Genomic DNA, 18,686 nt, shown 5'->3' with positions numbered 1-18,686 from the left:
GCATGAACCGCAACAAGCTCAAGACCTACGCTCCCGAGGCCCGCCGAGAGTTCATTCAGGCGGTGACCGACCGCGCCGCCTTCTTCGGATTGACCGCAAACGCCGTTGCGCCGGTCGTGGTTCGGGGCGACGTGGCCGTGATTGTCGGACGAGATCACCCGCGTGCCGTCGCCGATAAGCGCCAAAAGCTCGAAGCTCGAATTGCGAAGGACGGCTTCGAGCAGACCATGGAGGCAATGGCCTACACGTGGTTCAACCGCCTGGTCGCGATCCGCTTCATGGAGCTCCATGGATACCTCGATCACGGATACCGTGTCCTCAGTCATCCGGAGGGCAAGCCGACACCGGAGATCCTCGAACACGCCGAGCATGTCGATCTGCCTGGGCTGAAGAAGGACCGGGTGATCGACCTGAAGCTGGACGGCAACAAGGAGAGCGATCTCTACCGCCTGCTGCTCACTGCGCAGTGCAATGCCCTTCACAAGGCGATGCCGTTCTTGTTCGAGCGCATTGACGACGAAACGGAGCTATTGCTGCCGGCCAATTTGCTTCACTCGGACTCGCTGGTCCGAAAGCTCGTCGATGGGATCGATGAGGACGACTGGAAAGAAGTCGAAATCATTGGCTGGCTCTACCAGTTCTACATCTCGGAGAAAAAGGACGAGGTCATCGGCAAAGTAGTCGCCAGCGCTGACATTCCCGCAGCTACTCAAATTTTTACACCTAATTGGATAGTGAAATACCTCGTCCAGAACACCATCGGCAGGCAGTGGCTCGCGACCTATCCGAACTCGACTCTGCGCTCGCAGATGGACTACTATATCGAACCAGCGCAGCAGACGCCTGATGTGGCGATCCAGATCAAGGCCATCACTCCCGCGAGCTTAGATCCGGAGAAGCTGACGATGCTCGATCCGGCGTGTGGCTCCTGCCACATCTTGGTCGAGGGCTACGATCTCTTCAAGGCAATCTACTTGGAACGCGGCTACCGGCTCAGAGACATTCCGGCTCTGATCCTTCGAAAAAACCTTTTCGGCCTTGAGATCGATGACCGTGCGGCACAGCTTGGCGCGTTCGCGCTGATGATGAAGGCGCGCGCCGACGATCGTCGGATATTCGATAGTGAGACGAAACCGAACGTGGTGGCGCTGCAAGAGAGCGACGATGCCGACTCCGACATGCTAGTCAACGCCATCAATTCTCCGGTCGTTCAGGCAGAACGGCCGAAGCATTCTCTTTTCGTGGAGATTGAGGAAGCCGAAACACCTCTCCTGACGAGGTCCAGCCGGGGTGAAGTCGGGACCGTATCGAAGCATGACGTCGAGTTGCTGCTGGGGCTCTTCAAAGATGCGAAAACCTTCGGGTCGCTGATCCGAATTCCAGAACAATTGGCATCACGATTGTCAGATATCGAAAGCCGTGTCCAAGAGGTCTTGAAACATGGAGACTTGATCCACGCCTCCGCCGCGGTACTCGCCCCGCTTCTCCGCCAGGCGGGTATTTTGGCGCAGCGATTTAGTGCCGTCGTGGCAAACCCTCCCTACATGGGAGGCAAGTATTTTTCGGAGAAGCTCAAAGGTTTTGTCGGTCGAAATTACGAACCCGCGAAGGCCGACTTGTATGCATGTTTCATGCAACGAAACGTAGCATTCGCCGATACAAGCGGCTTCATCGGAATGATCACGATTCCGAACTGGATGTTTCTATCCAGTTTCGAGGAAGTGCGTAAATCTCTGTTCGGCGATCAAGCGATCGACACGTTTGTCCATAATGGTCGCGGAGTGTTCGGTTCCGATTTCGGCAGTTGCAGCTTCGTATTCCGCAACCAATCGATCGCAGATTACGTCGGCAAATTCAGGAGATTGTTCGATCGGCAGGGCAGCGTTAGCAGTAACGAAGAACTCGAAGAACGCTTCTCGACTGCCGTAAACTATCAAGTGTCGACGCGAAGTTTCAGCCGTCTACCTGGCTCAGTCGTCGCTTATTGGATCACGGAACAAGAACGGGAGGCGTTCGCGTCGAGTGCAGCGTTTTCGAGCGCTGCCGAGGTTTGCCAAGGACTCGCTACGGCATTCGATGCAAAATATCTGCGATTGTGGCACGAAGTTCCGATGTCGGACATCGCGTTCGGGTGCGGTAGCGCAGCCGTTGCTAAAGGATCGAAGCGCAGATGGTTCCCGTTCCTGAAGGGCGGTGCCTTTCGCAGGTGGTATGGAAACGAGGACTACGTCGTCGATTGGGAGAACGATGGAGAGCGTCTAAAGGCATTCCGACCTCGGTCGGTGATCAGAAACGAAAGTGCATACTTTCGGCCCGGCATCTCATGGTCGTTGATCTCGATAAGCAGCCCATCCTTCAGAATTTTCGACAAGGGCTTCATCATCGGACACAAGGGGCCGGGGATCTTTTCCGAGGGCACCGACCTCCACACCTTGCTTGCATTCCTCAATAGCTGCGTGACGACAAGGTTTCTCGGCGTCCTCAGCCCTGCTGTTGGATTCGAGATCGGCCAAATCGAGGATCTGCCGTTTCGCGACCCTGGGCCGGAGGCGGCATCGATCGCAATCGAACTGGTGGACATCTATCGCAAGGATTGGGACTTTAACGAGACCTCATGGGCTTTCAACACCAGCCCGCTGCTGTTGCAGAGCTCTAAAGATACAATCGAGTCGGCGTTCGAGGGCTGGAAGAATGCATGCGGTCTCGCGCTCTCCAGAGCCAGATCGCTCGAGGAAATGAACAACAAGATATTCATCCGGTGCTTTTCACTGGAAGCCCAGCTGTCCCCCGAGGTACCAGACGAGCAGATCACGCTTCACGCGGCCGAGCGCGAACAAGAGATCAAGAACATGATCTCCTACGCGGTCGGATGCTTGATGGGGCGCTTCAGTCTGGACAAGCCTGGATTGATCTACGCCGGCGAGGCGAGCCAAGACTTCGATCAGTCCCAATACAAAAAATTCCCGGCGGATGGGGACGGCATCGTTCCTGTTCTGAGTTCCGACTGGGGGGTGCCTGACGACGCCGCTGACCGGCTGACGGAGTTCGTCGCCGTGGTCTGGTCTAAGCCGAACCTCGAGGAAAACCTCAAATATGTTGCCGATAGCTTAGGGGCGGCCAATGGAGAGCAACCGCGGGACACGATCCGCAGATACCTTTCGAACGGTTTCTTCAAACATCATCTATCGACGTATAAGAAGCGGCCGATTTACTGGCTCTTTTCCAGCGGTAAATTGCGTGCGTTTCAATGCCTGGTATACCTGCACAGATATAACGACGGAACGCTGGCCCGTATTCGGACTGAGCAGGTGATACCGTTGCAGGGCAAAATCGCCGCGCGGATCGATGCCATCGAAGGCGAGAAGATCGCGGCTTCGAACTCCAGTCATCGCAGGAAGCTCCAGAAGGAACAGGACGAACTGAAGAAGCAGCTGGTAGAGTTGGCTGTCTTCGAGGAAAAGTTGAAGCACTTCGCTGATCAGAAGATCCAACTCGATCTCAACGACGGCGTGAAAGCAAACTACGGCAAGTTCGGAGATTTGCTCGCTGAGGTGAAGGCGGTCACGGGCGGGAAGGACGACGAGTGAGCGATTTTAAGCAAATCACCGCTGCCCTCTACCGTGTCTTTCACGAAGAAGGTCAACGCATCGTCTTCTGGAACGATCCGGATCGGGAATTCCTTGATGCGCTCCCGTCGATCGCAATCGATGGCGTCACTCCGGTCCGGTTGGACGAAGTCGGGGCTCTCGAGGTCAAGATCCGGTTGGAGCGTAAGGAGCCGGAAGGGAAATTCCTGCTGTACTCCCCCGCCGAGGAGCCGGATTTTGAAGATGACTGGCTGCTCGACATCCGGCTCTACAGCCGGAGCTTCAGGGCTGATCGCGCCAGCATCCTGCTGCAGGAGCTGGGCCTGGTGAACCAGCACTTGCGAACCCATATCGCCGACCGGCGCAAGTTCTTCGATGCCAAGGATCGGTTTCAGAAGCTGAAAGGCTTGGTGACGCCTGACGATACGGGTGCAGACATCGATCGCAAGATGATAGCGGTCGTTGCGAAGGCCGATCAGCCCGAGCTCTTCAATATTCTCCGGACGATCTTCCACGCGTGGTCCGAAGCGGGCGCTGACGTCGACCTCGACGAGCCTCCCGCGGCGTGGGCTAGTATTGAGAAATTTGACCTGGACGTCGCGTTTTGGCAAATGATCCGGGCAGCATTCGGGTACTTCGACGAGAACCCATCGCTGAAGAAGTTGCTGTTTGCGCTGTTCGTGACGGACTACGCCTACCAGTTGAATGGCGACATTCCCCAGGCTGTTCGTGGCTTCGTGCTGCCTCGCGTCGGCGCATCCAACGTCGTTGTCTGCCTGGCTCAATGGCGGGACAGCAACAGCAAGGGGGCCAGCTACGACAGGCTGTCCGCCGTTGCCGCGGCAATTCTCAAGATTGAGGACCATCTTCCCGACATCGAGATCGACCAGCTCGCCGGCGTGATGACGTTCTTGGCCGTCGAGAAGCGGATCGCCAGCAGCCTGCGCGAACGCGTTCAGACCACGGCGGACGCCATCAACGCAGACGACATTCGGGCGGTCGCGGTCCGTCGCCAGGTTGGTCATTGGGCATCCCTCGATGGACCGCAGTCTCCGGAGGCGCCCCGGAAGGCGCTGCACGACGTCTACGACGCCCTGGTCGCAGCCGCGGATTTCTACGCGCTGCGGAACATCCACAAGGCCGGCTTTGATTGCCCGAGCGCGATGGCCATGTATCGGGCGTACGAAGCCGAGCTCTATCGTTTCGATCAGCTTTACCGGCACTTTTGCGAGGCAGCGGACAGCGCCGAGGCTCAGGGCTGGAACATTGTCAAGCCGCTGCGGGCCGACATCGAGGCGCGATACGCAAACTGGTACCTCACGTCGCTTTCGTTGGCTTGGGGCAAATTTCTGGAGCCGAAGGACGGTCTGCTGGCCAAGTGGAAAATCGACGAGGTGCCGAACCAATACCGGTTCTACGACCGCCACGTCCGGACGTGGGTCGAGGAAGCCGAAAACCGCCGGGCTTTTGTCATCATCAGCGACGCCTTCCGGTATGAGGCGGCACAAGAGCTCACCAGCGAGCTCAACGGGAAATATCGGTTTGGAGCCGTCTTGTCGTCTCAGCTTGGCGTGCTCCCGTCCTATACGGCGTTAGGGATGGCCAGTCTGCTCCCGCATAAGTCGCTCACCTACAAGGGCGCCGACGTCCTGGTCGACGGCAGCGCCAGTGCCGCCGGCGACAGAGACGGGATCCTGCAGCGCGTCGGGGGGATGGCCTGCAGGTACGACGAACTCATGGCGAAGAAGAAGGAAGAGGGGCGGGAGTTCGTCAGGGATAAGAAGGTGGTCTACATCTACCACGACGCCGTCGACGCGATCGGTGATGACAGCAAAACCGAAGGGCACACTTTCGAAGCCGTCCGGAAGGCCATCAACGAGCTCACGGCTCTAGTGGGCTACATTGTCAACAGCCTGAACGGGCACCACATCCTGGTCACGGCGGACCACGGCTTCCTGTTCACCGAGACTGCTCGGCCGGAGACGGATAAGAGCAAGCTAACCGTCAAGCCCGACGACGCGGTTTTGACCAAGAAGCGCTACCTGCTCGCTCCCAAACTTCCGGATGTCGATGTCGCTTGGCATGGTAAGACCAGCGCGACGGCCAAGGTCGATGGAGAGATGGAGTTTTGGATTCCCAAAGGAACGAACCTTTTCCACTTCATGGGAGGCGCCAGGTTCGTGCACGGCGGCGCCATGCCGCAGGAGATCGTTGTCCCGGTCGTGACCGTGAAGCACGTGCGCGGGAAGTCGGCTCAGGAGACGAAGACCAAGCCGGTTACCGTGCAGGTGCTCGGTACCAACCATCGCATCACAAGTGCTTATTGCCGTTTCCAATTGATCCAGATGGAGGCCGTCAGTGAAAGGCTGAAGCAAGCGACACTTCGCGTCGCGGTCTACGAAGGGAACGAGGCGGTGACCGATGTTCAGACCGTCAAGTTCGACAGCCTGTCCGGAAACCTCGACGAGCGGAAGAAGTGGGTCAATCTGGTCCTGAAGGATCGAGACTACAACAAGAAGACGCCGTACCGTCTGGTCCTGAAGGATGCGGAAACGGGCATCGAGCAGCAGAGCGTTGAAGTGGTAATCGATAGGGCGTTCACCGATGACTTCTGAAGCACAGGTGATAGACAGCAGCTTGGATGATCTGCTGAACCGGTACTTCCCCGGTAAGGTGGTTCGTAAGGACCTGACCAAGCTGGTCAAGGAAGGCGCGAACGTGCCGGTCTACGTCCTCGAATATCTCTTGGGGAGCTACTGCTCGTCGGATGACGATGCAATCATTGCCGAAGGTCTCCGAACTGTGAAGCGGATTCTGGCCGAGAACTACGTCAGGCCGGACGAGGCGGAAAAGGTCAAGTCTACCATCCGTGAGCGCGGTAGCCTCAAGGTCATCGACAAGGTCTCAGTGACCCTCAACGAGAAGCGCGACGTTTACGAAGCCGATCTCGCCAACCTTGGGGTGGGCAAGATCGTCGTTTCCAGCTCGATCGTGAAGAAGTTCGAAAAGCTTCTGGTCGGCGGAATCTGGTGCATCTTGACGCTGCAGTATTTCTATGAAGAGGACCAGAAGGGAACTCCGTTCCTGCTCGAGGAGCTCAAGCCGATCCAGATGCCAAATATGGACATGGAGGAGCTATTCTCCGCTCGCGACCATTTCAGCGAGGGGCAGTGGATCGACGTGCTACTGCGCTCTACTGGCATGGAGCCTGCAAACTTCGACGAAAGGGTGAAGTGGCATTTATTGGCCCGGATGATTCCGCTCGTTGAAAACAACTATAATCTCGCCGAGCTAGGACCGCGGGGCACCGGCAAGAGCCACATTTACAAGGAGATCAGCCCCAACAGCATTCTCGTCTCGGGCGGTCAGACCACCGTTGCCAACCTCTTCTACAACATGGCCAGGCGCCAAGTCGGCTTGGTCGGCGTGTGGGATGTGGTCGCCTTCGACGAAGTGGCCGGAATTTCCTTCAAGGACAAAGACGGCGTCCAGATCATGAAGGACTACATGGCATCGGGTTCGTTTGCCCGCGGGCGGGATTCGATCAACGCATACGCATCCATGGTGTTCGTCGGCAACATCAATCAGCCGGTCGACACGCTGGTCAAGACGAGCCACCTGTTCGCTCCCTTTCCGGACGCGATGATCGACTCGGCGTTCTTCGATCGCTTCCACGCCTACGTTCCGGGCTGGGAAATCCCCAAGATGCGGCCGGAGTTCTTCACGAACCAGTACGGACTCATCGTCGACTACTTGGCGGAAGCGCTGCGCGAGATGCGGAAGCGCAATTTCGCGGATGCGATCAGCAGGTACTTCAAACTTGGACGGGACCTCAACCAACGCGACACCATCGCCGTCAAGCATACGGTCTCGGGGCTGCTCAAGCTGCTGTATCCGAATGAACGGTACGACAAGGAGGCCGTCCGGCGATGCCTCGAATACGCGCTCGAATGCCGCCGTCGCGTGAAGGAGCAGCTAAAGAAGATCGGCGGCATGGAGTTTTTCGACGTCCATTTTTCCTACATCGACGTCGAATCCATGGAGGAAAAGTTCATCAGCGTTCCGGAGCAAGGCGGGGGCTCACTGATCCCCGACGGTCCTCTGAATCCAGGGGTCCTGCATACCGTCGCCACGGGATCGGCGGGCCATCTGGGCCTCTACCGCCTAGAAACGCAGGTCACCGCCGGAAATGGCACCCTGAAGACATCGGGGCTTGGCTCCAATTCGACCGCCCGTGAGGCGATCAAGGTAGCGTTCGATTATTTCAAGGCGAACGTCCATCGGGTAAGTGCGTCGGTCAAGGCTGGCGATCACGATTACCACCTGCATGTCGTCGAGCTCCACAACGTGGGCCCGACGACTGCGATGACGCTGGCGGCGTTTGTCGCCTTCTGTTCTGGCTCTCTTGGTAGGCCGATTCAGCCGCAGATGGTCGTCCTCGGTAGCATGAGCCTTGGCGGGAATATCGTGCCGGTTGAGAACTTGGCCGAGGCCCTTCAAGTGGCGTTCGATGCCGGCGCCAAGCGCATTCTGCTGCCGATGGCCAGCGTCAAAGACATTCCGACAATTCCGGGCGAGCTGTTTGCCAAGTTTCAGACGGGGTTTTACTCGGATGCGACCGATGCGGTATTTAAGGCCCTCGGCGTGGGGTAGGCTCAGGCCGAGGGCATAACGAGACAGTTTCCAGGTGAGAAAGGTCATCCAGAAGGTTCGTTCGAGCCATATGCGAGAGCTGGAAAAAAAGGGTCTGGCCGACAGATCGTTGGCCATTGTCTTTAGGCGTAACTTCCCGCGCAAGCGGGGCCGCCGCCACCGGCGCCAAGCTTGGAGGGCACGATGCCCCTGCACGCACGAAAGGCTGACAAAGAATAGCGCACTCGGCACGATTTGAGCATGCGATCTTAGCCCTCTGAGGGGGCGCTTCCGGCATCATTTCGCGTATTTTGTGTGCGTGACTAGCGCGGCAGCTGCAGAGTGCACGGTCCACGGCGAGGGCGTTCCCCTCGTGCCGCCCATCGCCTTTATTGGCCTGCCTCAGTGGGGAAGGGCAAGCGTACGCCGGCAACTTTGCATATCTCTTCAATCAGGAGTCGAACGGCTTGAGCGTCCCAGTCAATTTGCTCGATAGGCGCATCCCAATGCTCTGAGACCACGTAGGCTGCATGGCGAGCCTTTATTCCCAGGCCTACGATACTCCGCGCTGGTGTAGCCATAATCGCCCGCTCAACGGGTTTAAGGTGCCTCAAGACCGACTCGATCTTACGAGTCAGACTCGTCTCGTCCGAGCGGAACTCCTGCGGGCGTTCGCGGCCGAAAGCTACAATGCCGCGCCCTCGCTTAGTCTCTAGCGCCGCAATCTCCGACAATAGCGTGACAAATCTTGTGTCTAGTTGGACCAGCGCGAAATCCTCCTGGATCTCGTTGGGCGGATACGGCGCTTGGCATCCATTTTGGTCATGCCGTCCCTGGTCTGTCGGAGGGCTAACGTTGTTCATCGAAATAACCTCTGGCGCCACCAGTACGTATTGTACATACGACAGTACAATAGTTACATGGACTGAACAAGCTGCATCAGAACAAATTGTTCTTATGCAGGTACTGGGCCAGAAGCTGCGAGCACGTGCCAAAGAGCTTGGCTTTTCAAACGCTGAGGTGGCGCGTCGTGCAGGTCTAAGCGAACGACGATATGGCTTTTATGTCACTGGGGATCGCGAACCGGATTTGTCGACACTATTGCGGATCTGCAAGGTGCTGGCAACGACACCGAATATCCTATTAGGTCTTTCCGAAGATGGAAAAGAAGGTTCGAGCCGAGCTGCGCTTCTCGAACGGCTTCGTGCGGCGAGCCGTGCTCTCTCCGAACACGATCTTCAGGGTTTGGTAGTTCAGGCCGAAGCGCTTGTGATGCATCGCCAACGGCTGAAATAGCGTCCTTTTGTATGCTACTTCGCTGAAGAGCGGAACCCAGAACCTGTGGAATTTCGCGGAGCCGGCCGTACTCTGTGTGACAGCGATGAAGGCCATCGGACCGATCGGGCGTGTTTGTGGTCGGGTTGCACCGCCACCACAACGCGCTGCACAATCAGAGATGAGCGTTCTAAGGTGCCAGATCGAAGCGATACTTACGGCTTCTGAGGTCAAAAGCCTCCCGCCCACCCTCCATAATTGAAGTAATGGTAGTCCTTACCGCCGGCGTTTCGATCGCGCCATCGCAGTCTAGCTGAACGCGAGGGGCATTATTGTTCGGGTTGGACGTCGGCTCCGGTGACTTAAGCGCGACAATCTTATCAGCGTCCCCGTTGACGACGATGTTCGCGTTGTGCGTCGTGAAAATGAGCTGGCGTGTCGATTTGGAGGTCCGCAGCAGCTCGACTATGCGCATAATGACCCGGTTGTCGAGGTCGTCCTCCGGTTGATCGATTATCAAGCTCCCTGCCGATTGCTTCAGTAACAGCTCTAACAGGGCGGATGCCTGCTGCCCTGGGGAGGCCATCTTGAAATCTATCGCCTTGCCCCCATCCACGTAGGACATGTTAATTGCGTCGTTGGGTACGGCAGCGACGATGCCTGCAATCACTGGGTCAGCAAGATTTTGATAGAGACGTTTGCACTGGCGATCCGTCAGTTGGCGGGTGCCGTTGAAAATAAGACCCCGCAAGGCGCTGAGTAAGCCATCGCTTGCGCCGGGTGGCGAGCCACTCATAATCTTGGCTTCGTACAGTTGTAGGAACCTTTGCCGCAACTTTGCCCAGCCTTGTGCTTCGTCTTCTTCGAGGACCTCTCGAATCCAATCGGCGCAGCCCTCCTCAACCGATTGGGTTCCGGAAGATTCGAAGAGTTTTTGTAAAGCGGCATGGTATTGAGCCGGCATGCGATCCTTCCGGACCCGGGCTTTCAGCATGTTGCTCGATCTCCCCGCGACTTTGTCGGCTGCGGCTTTCAAGATCTCGCGCCTGCGTCCGACCAGCATATCGAGACCTTCGAGGGCATCTCGGTAGTTCTTTTCCGCGGTCGCATGTGTTTGCCCGGCGCTTCTCGCTCTAGCCTGGGCACCTTCTGCATTTTGCAATTCAGCGTTGAGGCGGGCGACTTCATCAATGAGGTTGCTGTGTTTACTCTGTTCCTCGACCGCTGCATCATATATGAGCAAGAACGCCTCCCGCTTAAGAGCGAAGCGGCCCTTGGCGCTGAGCTGCTTTGCCAAAAGCTCATCCAGCGCCGCCCGAGCCGACTCGAACGCCGTCCCTACAGTGTTTTTTGCCTGGACCAGGGCGCGTTGCAACTCGCCAACCTCCTCGAAGTCACCTGCACCATCGTATTCCGCCGCATCAACAACCAGAGCCGAGGTCTTAAGCTCGTCGAGTTGGACGATCGCTTCCTCCGCCTGGCTGCCCACAGCTCCGATATACTCGCTCGCACGTCCGTACTTAGGACTTTCCTCGATCGTCCGAAGCGCCTCGGCCGACAAGCCCTCTTCCTCGAGCCGCTTGGTCAACGATGTAATGCGTACCCTGAGATCCTCGACCTTTTCGGTTGTTTGCCTGAGGTCGACCCTCGATTTCCAAAGCGCAACTAGATTGATAAGCGCCGCGCCCACACTGCGTTGCGAGTTATCGATGTCTCTGTCGACGTTTCGACGCTGATCGACTTCTTCGGCCGCGGCGATGTTGGTAATCTGATCCGAAGCCGTGACCGGATCGTTCATCGTGCTGGAAAGGCCTTTCTGCCGGAGCGCTCTTGATCGGAAACGTTCTCGTGCCGTGCTGGTTGTCAGCTGGAGTGTTCGATCTCCCACGGCGGCTGTTATGACCTCACTGTTCGTTATGACTCTCTTCCAGGTCTCCCTAACTCCCTCTCGCTCAAGAACGACCTCAACGTAGCCGTCTCCTGTCAAAGTCTCGGTGATGAGCTTCGCATCCCGGCTTTGTTCGAGATCGAGCTTGGCATCGAAATCCTTGTCGGTGCGACCCAAGCCGAAGCGCAAATATTCAAGAAGAGCACTCTTACCTGAACCGCGCCCACCGACTATGGCATTAAAACCATCGTTGAAGACGATCTTCACGGGATCCGGGCCAGTCAGACTGCTCTTCACACGAAGCTCTACCAGGTATTCTGTGGGACACGTCGGCGCCTCAAAGGCAATTCGCGCTTCATCAGCAAGGAGCGCCTGCCGCAGCGCCTCGATCGAGTGCTCGCCGAGCTTGATCCAGCAATCGTTCACTCCCAGGCGACCCCAATCGGCGCTTCGATTGTCACCAGTCGCTAAGATGGCCCGACGTCTTTTTCCCCAATCAACGATTTTGCCGCGTATCTTGTCGATGGTGGTTGCATCCAAGGTACTGTAAGCGCGCTCAATGTACACTCCATCCACGGGGAGGTTCGCGAAGCGGGGGTGGTGACCCTCTTCGTTTAGGCTTTTGTGATCCTCTTCTGTGCTGAAGTGGGGCAAGACTACGCTGGTATCGCGAAGATGCTGCTCCCCATGGACTGCCTCGACAAAGCTCGTCACCGTCTCCCGTGCCGGCACTATGTTGCACGTTTTGGGATCGGATGCTGGAGCAACGAGAATGTTGCCAGCAGCCCCAAGCGCAAGCTTCTGCGTGTCGATGCTCGCGCTCGGATCGAAAATAACGAGGCATTGGGCATTGTCTGAGCACGTAATTTCGAGAGCAGGAAAAACCCGGACCTTGGAATTGAGCCGAGCTGCGGCGTCAATAACGTAAGCGGAAAGGCAAATGTCGTGATGATCCGATATTGCTACTGCCTGCAGCCGGGCCGCCTCTGCGGCGGCGATGAAGCTCTCAGCCCATTGGCGTCGCGCGAGCTCTGACGCCTCGTCTCCGCCTGGCAGATCGGGCGACCCAGTCCAGCCCCGGTCACGTGGCGTATGGCACTGAAAATCGCACTTGTGCCACGTCGTGCCTGGATGAAGTCCAACGTCATAAGTCATTGCCCCGCCCCTCAGTTCGGGTGGGCATACTTCCGCAGGTTGTGAATGAGCACAACACCCGGCGCGCCGATGTGTGCATCCGACTTAAGTAGGGGCCAATCGGGAGCTTGGCCGCCGTCACGATCGGGAGGTGCTGGGTGGCATTGGCGACTGCTGCCCGGAGCGAAGCCGTTTCGGGGCCGTTCTGCGCTCAGTTCACCAGGCAGCCTACGATATCTCGCAGGGGATCGACGATGTGAACGAACGGCGCCGCCGAGGCTGCGAGATGCTCTATATTTCTCGGCACGCCTACGGACGGGACGGGTGATTCCGGATCCAACGATGTTCGATACCGTCAGCTTTGGAAGCAGGGTCACCTTCAGCGCCGACGCCGCAGCGTATGCGCCACCAATGATATGTCTAGTTGGCGGTTGCATAGCGCCATTTTCATTCCGGTTGAGAAAAAGCTCCAGTAGCTTGCGATGTTCAATGTGCGATATGTTTTCGCGCTCACGCAAGTTTCTCCCCGCCGATTGCAAGATCTTCGGTCCAGCGTGATGGTTCCAAATTTCCCGTACCACAGCAGGGCTGGCGATCTCCTGGCGAAAAAATGCGCCTTCATGGAGACTACCCTTGAGTAGCTGAATCAGACGTCACAGAACTCGCGCTTCGGACGCCATCGAACCGGATCTGCTATCCAGCGGTTGATGTCCGATTCATGCCATCCAGTCCCGTTGGTGCTGATCTTCAGCTGAGCAGGGAAGGTGCCCTCCGCGATCTTGCGGTAGATGGTGGACCGGGATAGCCCGGTTCTAGCGAGGACGGTTTTCATGCGGATGATACGGTCTGGTTCGCGCATGGCCGCGCTGCCTCCTGCCGGCTGTTTCTGACGACTTCTGAGACCAGACAGGACGGGCCGTTGCAGGCGCGCAAGAGAGTTTTTGCGTCGCCGTGCTACGGGGTAGAGCCGGCGGAAAATAGGATGGATCAGATTCCGATGCCGCGGCCTCGGCCAAGTTCGATGCCGTGGCTGAAGGCGAGTTCGAGGCCGAGCCGGCGACCTGACTCGAACGCGATGCCGAGCTCCCGCTTGCGGTTGTCAAGGAGCGATTCCAGTTGCGGATCGCGTTCGAGGCTTCTTGCCATGTCGCCCATCGCCGAGCGCGTGGCCCTGTAGCCGGAGAAATCGCCCGCCTGATACTGGCGCTGGCTGGCTTGGTCGAGCCTCTGCCAGTCCTCCACGAAGCGGTCGGCGCGGCGGTGAGGGGCGACGCGCAGTTCGGTCTCGAGCTGGAGCGCGCGGATGGCGCGGTCGACCCGGCTGCCAGCCGCCTCGCGGGCAAGCTCCGGGTTCTTCTTGTAGGCGGCTTCGGCATCGAGTGAGCCATAAGGCCGTACCTCCTCGAAGACCCGGCGGGCCTTTTGGAGTTCTTTCACCTGCTCGGGACTGGCCTCGCCCCCCATCTCCTGCGCCTCGAAGATCGCATCCACGGCGCGGGCATGGCGCACGAGCGCTCGGGTACGCACGCGACGCAATTCCTTTTCCGCCTCTTCCGCCACCTTCCTTTCCGGCGCTTCGGTTTCGCGCCGAAGGGCTTCCGTGCCGCTCATTTCCCTTTCCGGCGTTTCCCGCTCTGGCCTCCGTCCACCATCCGGGTCGGGCATATCTGACGGAGAGCGAAGGCCGTCGAACACGTTGCGTACCTTCTCGGGCACGACCTTGCGCACGATCTCGGCCACGCGCTCGCGGATGGTGATCCCTCGGCGTTCGGCATAGCTCTGTGCCGGATCCACACGCTCGTAGTCGGAAGCCATATCCTTAGACCGATCGCGCGACAGGGTGCGGACGAGCCGGTCCTGACCCACAAAATCGTCGCGGCCATAATGCAGGTCCACGCCGTCGCGGTGCCGCGACAGGGCGACATAGCTGCCATGGGCGTCCATGCCGGGCGTTGCCAACACATGGGTGCGGTCCACCGTCATGCCCTGCGCCTTGTGGATGGTCGCGGCATAGCCATGGTCGATCCGGTTGTAATCCTTGAGGTCGAAGCGAACGGATCGGCCATCGTTGGTTTGCACGGTCATGGATTGCGCGCTGACCTGCTCGATAGTCCCAAGCGTGCCGTTCTTGACGCCAAGACCGCGCTCGTTCTGCAGGAACATGAGGCGATCACCGCTGGCAAAATTCCTCGCGCCGCGCTCGACGGTCAGGCGGACGTCATCCCCCAGATCCCCCGCAGCCCGCATCCGCTCGCGCGCTGCCTCATTGAGAGCGCGGACTTCGTCGTTGGTGTGGGTAAGGATGATCCGGCTCTTGTCGGGCGACGCTTGCCGGTCGCGGTTCCAGCGCTCGATCAGATCGCCGCGCGCCTGTTCGCGGGTCTGGGCCTCATGCACCATACCGCGGGAGCGATAGGCTTCGAGCGCGTTGCCGGTTCGGCGATTGGCCAAGTTGCGCGTGGCGTCGCGCTGCCAGTCCTCCCGCTGACGGTGCACCTCGCCGATTTCGGCCCCGCCATGACGCTCATGGATCGACCGGAACGCCGCGCCGGCCTCGATGGCCTGCAGTTGTTGTGGATCGCCGACCAGCACGACCTTTGCGCCAGCCTCGGCCGCATGGGACAGCACGCGCTCCAACTGGCGCGTGCCGACCATACCGGCCTCGTCGATCACCAGCACATCGCGCGACGTGAACAGGTCGCGGCCCTGTCCCCAGCCATGCTCCAGGCTGGCGATGGTGCGTGACACAATGCCCGATCCACTTTCGAGGTTTTCCGCCGCGATGCCGGACAGCGCCACGCCCCGGACCTCATAGCCCGCTGCTTCCCAGGCCTCTCGCGCCACGCCCAGCATCGCACTCTTGCCGGTGCCGGCATGGCCGACGACAATGCCGAGATCGCGCCCATCGGTGACATGCGCCAGCGCCTCGGCTTGTTCGCCGGAAAGGACAAGGCCGCGCGCTTCCGCGCGTGCCAAAGCGGTCTCGCGGTCCGCGTCCTGCGTCCCATGGCCTTCCCGTTCCGCTATGAGTTCGGCCGCGCGGTGCAGGCGCTGTTCGGCCTCAATCATCTCGCGGGTGGTGAAGCGATCCTCGCCGCGGGTGTCCTTGCCCAGTTCGACCAGATCGGGCGCTCCCTGCATCGCGCCCATGACCTCGTTGAACTGGTCGATCCCGTCGCTGTGCCGGTGCGCAAACTTCGCCATGTCGCGCTGTGTGAAGGTCGATTGCTGCCGGGTGATAGCGTCCAACCCAATGGAGGGATCGGCGATGATCTGCGCGCCATTGCTGCGCGCGATCTCGCGGTGCATCTCGGCGCGATCGGCCTCGCTGCCTTCGCCCTCGATGCCGCCGTCCTCAATGCGTTTGGCGGGCGCGCCGATCTGGCTTTGCGGCTCCAGTGCGATACCCTGCGCTTCCAGACTGCGATGGTCGATCCGCGCGTCAATGTCGAGCTCCGCCAGGCGCTCATTGGCGATCTCCGCCCAGCGTTCGCGCCAGCGCTCGACCATCTCCGTGCGGTTCCAATCCCGCACCTTTTGGCCAAAGCCGTTCTCGTCCACCGCGCGCATGGTGAGCATGACATGGGCATGCGGTTTGGGCATGCCGTCCTCGCTCATGTCCCAATGCACGTTGAGATCGGCGATCATGCCCCGGTCGACGAATTCGGCCCGGGCGAAGTCGCGGGCCAGTTCGATGGCCTGAGCCTCACTCATCTCGCGAGGAAGGGCAAATTCGACCTCGCGGGCAAGTTGGGCATCCTTGCGGACCTCGAATGCCTCGACATCGTTCCACAGGAGCTCGCGGTCGCTCCATACCTGTGGAGCATTCTCCGGCAGCATCACCTCGGAATGGACGACGCCGCGCTTGCCAGAAAAGTCGTGGCTGCGGTCCAAGCCCTCGTCACGCAGCCGCGAGGCTGAGCGGTAGGCCGCCGACGCGACCGCGCTGCTCCCGGCCTTGCGGCCAATGACCTTGACGTGAAGATGATAGATCGCCATCGCGACCGGATTGTCTACACGGCGAAGCGCACGTCGGCACGACGTATAAGCGCGCCCTCCCTCGAAAAAATCTCGGGAGGGATTACCCCGTCTCAGTCTGTCCTGATGACCCTACAGCATTGTGCCTGGTGCTCGACTATCATTTCTCCATCGAGAGTCATGGAGATGAGGATGCGCAAACCAAGGGACTTTGATGCCGAACTGAAGGCGCTTGGGGACAAAGCGCGTGACCTCAAGAGCCGTAAGGTGCAACAACTCGGTGAACTGGTCATCGCGACGGGGGCTGATACATGCACCGTCGACGAACTGGCGGGCGCGCTCATTGTGCTGGCCGAGACGAAAGAGGCCGGAAAGAGGGAGGCATGGGCCAAGCGCGGCGCCGCGTTCTTTCAAAGCCGGGCGCGGCGAACTGCGCCAGCAACTGATCGCAACATGGACGGCGCTCGAGCGCAACCGGGTGGCACGCAACCGGCATCAAGCCGCAAGGGCGCGACATGACATGCGCGCGTGGCAAGTCGAGCGCCGCAAGCGCACGCGGCACCTTATCGAACTCGGTGGCCTCGTCGTCAAAGCCGGTATCGTGGACCTAATCGGCAGCGACCGCGCAATCATCCTTGGCGCACTGATTTGGATGGCCGACAAGCTCAAGAGCGACCAAGGCGAACGGGCACGAGCGCAATGGGCCGCAAAAGGAAAGAAGGCGTTCGAGGCGGACGCGGCGTCGCGCAACGAGATAGATTAAACTGGTCCGACACTTCGTCGCTAATACGCGACAACAGCGCCTCAACCGAGCGACAGCGTACCTCGCGCAACATTGGAGTGTATGCGCGAGGCAGCGCTTTGGTCGCGTTGCCGACGCCGCCGAAAAGGCCGGAAACGACGCCCGAGGTCGATCGAGGAAGTCGCTGTCCCAGTTGTCCATTTCGACGATGCGCCAATGGCCCGCAAAGACCTTGGCTAAGACGGGCACCTTGGCCTTCAACTGGCCTTCGCGATCAACTTAGGCAACCGCACCGATTGTAGGCGGCGGCAGCGAAAGTAAAGGCCCGTCCGACGCGATCACGGCCACGGAAGTGGGTCTTCCCTTGCCCGGCGACCGCCTTGATGCAGCCGAATGCCCCCTCGATGCGCTTGCGGATGCGCTGGCTGACGGCATAGCGGCCATGCCGGGTCGTTCGCCCGTCGATCGCGGAATTTGCGGCCGCTGGTGTTCTGCGCAGCATGCGGCGTCACGTTCATCGAGCGCAGCTCGTTGACGAAGTCTTCGGCGTCGTAGGCTCTGTCGGCGCCAAGCGTGATCGCTGTCGGCCGGTCGGCACGAGGCTCGATCATGTGCAGCGCGGCCACCCGTTCGGCATGCCCGGCGGCCAAAGTCAGGCAGGCGTCGACCACCAGACCATGGCGGTTCTCCACCAGCCGATGCCGGATGAGCACGGCTTCGTCTCCTTACCTTTGTCCTTGCGGTAGCGCCTGGCATCCGGATCGGTGATCGAAACACGGGCGTCGTTGGAGCGTTTCTGGCCGTGGAAGTCCGCCTTCGGCATTGCGCTCGCCGCGTTGCGCCGGCCCTTCCAGCAACCGGTCGCGGTTCTTCGAGAACACCGAATGGTGCCAGGCTGCGCCGTCCACGCCGATTCCAACGAACCAGCGGAACGGCAGGTCGTATTCAAGCCGCTCCTTCAGCAGCCGTTCCGAGCGGATCGAATAGAACGCCTGCAACAGCATCGTCCGCAGTAGCTTCTCCGGTGCGATCGACGGCCGCCCAATCGGCGAATAGAGCCTAACAAATTCGCGCTGCAGCGACGACAACGCCTCGTTCACGATCGTCTGGATCGCTCACAGCGGATGGTCACGCGCACCCGCGCCGCCAGATCGAGGTAGCTGAACGCGCCCGTTCGATTATTGCTGCGGCGCACGCACCATCTCCGAATCTCGTCGGAAACAATGAACCACGGCTGCTGGTCGGCGACGAGCACCTTTTTCAACAGCCTGCTAGTATTCCGCCGACCTCGCCATCTTTGAAATTTGTCGGCTCAACCTTGAGTTTTCCGATTGCGTTGCGATGCCAAGTCAAAATAGCATAGCGTTTCGGACGATGTCGTTTCCGTGACGAACGTGGAGATGATTAGCAGAATATTTTTGCATACTTGTTTCGTGATTTCTTGGTGCAA

At 59.2% G+C, this 18,686-nt stretch carries 9 protein-coding genes and 1 pseudogene; 6 read left to right on the top strand and 4 right to left on the bottom strand.

The window, feature by feature from the left end; translation table 11 throughout:
- Nucleotides 1–2 precede the first annotated feature (2 nt).
- The 4 genes from pglX to QW868_RS18230 all read left to right on the top strand — a co-directional run bounded on the left by pglX (nucleotide 3) and on the right by QW868_RS18230 (nucleotide 9,515).
- Nucleotides 3–3,587: a BREX-1 system adenine-specific DNA-methyltransferase PglX gene (gene pglX, locus QW868_RS18245; protein WP_316231132.1), complete on the top strand. Its 3,585-nt coding sequence runs from the start codon at nucleotides 3–5 to the stop codon at nucleotides 3,585–3,587.
- Nucleotides 3,584–6,202, top strand: a complete 2,619-nt coding sequence (pglZ, locus tag QW868_RS18240; RefSeq protein WP_316231131.1) for a BREX-1 system phosphatase PglZ type A — start codon at nucleotides 3,584–3,586, stop codon at nucleotides 6,200–6,202. Before pglX ends, pglZ begins: the two co-directional genes overlap by 4 nt.
- Entirely contained in the window at nucleotides 6,192–8,240 is a 2,049-nt protein-coding gene (gene brxL, locus QW868_RS18235) for a protease Lon-related BREX system protein BrxL (RefSeq protein ID WP_316231130.1), read from the top strand. The genes pglZ and brxL overlap by 11 nt, the downstream gene beginning before the upstream one ends.
- 834 nt (nucleotides 8,241–9,074) lie before the next feature.
- Nucleotides 9,075–9,515, top strand: a complete 441-nt coding sequence (locus tag QW868_RS18230) for a helix-turn-helix transcriptional regulator (protein ID WP_316231129.1) — start codon at nucleotides 9,075–9,077, stop codon at nucleotides 9,513–9,515.
- A gap of 169 nt (nucleotides 9,516–9,684) precedes the next feature.
- Here QW868_RS18230 and QW868_RS18225 read toward each other — a convergent pair whose 3' ends face one another.
- The 3 genes from QW868_RS18225 to traA all read right to left on the bottom strand — a co-directional run bounded on the left by QW868_RS18225 (nucleotide 9,685) and on the right by traA (nucleotide 16,515).
- Nucleotides 9,685–12,537: a TrlF family AAA-like ATPase gene (locus QW868_RS18225; protein WP_316231128.1), complete on the bottom strand. Its 2,853-nt coding sequence runs from the start codon at nucleotides 12,535–12,537 to the stop codon at nucleotides 9,685–9,687.
- A gap of 625 nt (nucleotides 12,538–13,162) precedes the next feature.
- Nucleotides 13,163–13,375, bottom strand: a complete 213-nt coding sequence (locus tag QW868_RS18220; protein WP_316231127.1) for an AlpA family transcriptional regulator — start codon at nucleotides 13,373–13,375, stop codon at nucleotides 13,163–13,165.
- Between the two features lie 128 nt (nucleotides 13,376–13,503).
- Entirely contained in the window at nucleotides 13,504–16,515 is a 3,012-nt protein-coding gene (gene traA, locus QW868_RS18215) for a Ti-type conjugative transfer relaxase TraA (RefSeq protein ID WP_316231126.1), read from the bottom strand.
- A gap of 171 nt (nucleotides 16,516–16,686) precedes the next feature.
- Between traA and QW868_RS18210 the strand changes: the two genes are divergently transcribed.
- Nucleotides 16,687–17,013 carry a conjugal transfer protein TraD gene (locus QW868_RS18210; protein ID WP_316231125.1) on the top strand — a complete coding sequence of 109 codons (327 nt, stop codon included), beginning with the start codon at nucleotides 16,687–16,689 and terminating at the stop codon, nucleotides 17,011–17,013.
- A gap of 1 nt (nucleotide 17,014) precedes the next feature.
- Nucleotides 17,015–17,257 (top strand): conjugal transfer protein TraD, encoded by a 243-nt coding sequence (locus QW868_RS18205; RefSeq protein WP_316231124.1) that lies wholly within the window; start codon nucleotides 17,015–17,017, stop codon nucleotides 17,255–17,257.
- Nucleotides 17,258–17,493: 236 nt separating this feature from the next.
- Here the strand turns inward: QW868_RS18205 and QW868_RS18200 are convergent.
- A pseudogene (locus QW868_RS18200) lies at nucleotides 17,494–18,431 on the bottom strand (IS5 family transposase).
- Nucleotides 18,432–18,686 lie beyond the last annotated feature (255 nt).

The organism is Bradyrhizobium sp. SZCCHNR1051 (assembly GCF_032489615.1).
Classification (GTDB): Bacteria; Pseudomonadota; Alphaproteobacteria; order Rhizobiales; family Xanthobacteraceae; genus Bradyrhizobium.
Note: the sequence above shows the minus strand (reverse complement) of the source record. Positions and strands in the feature narration are given on the sequence as shown.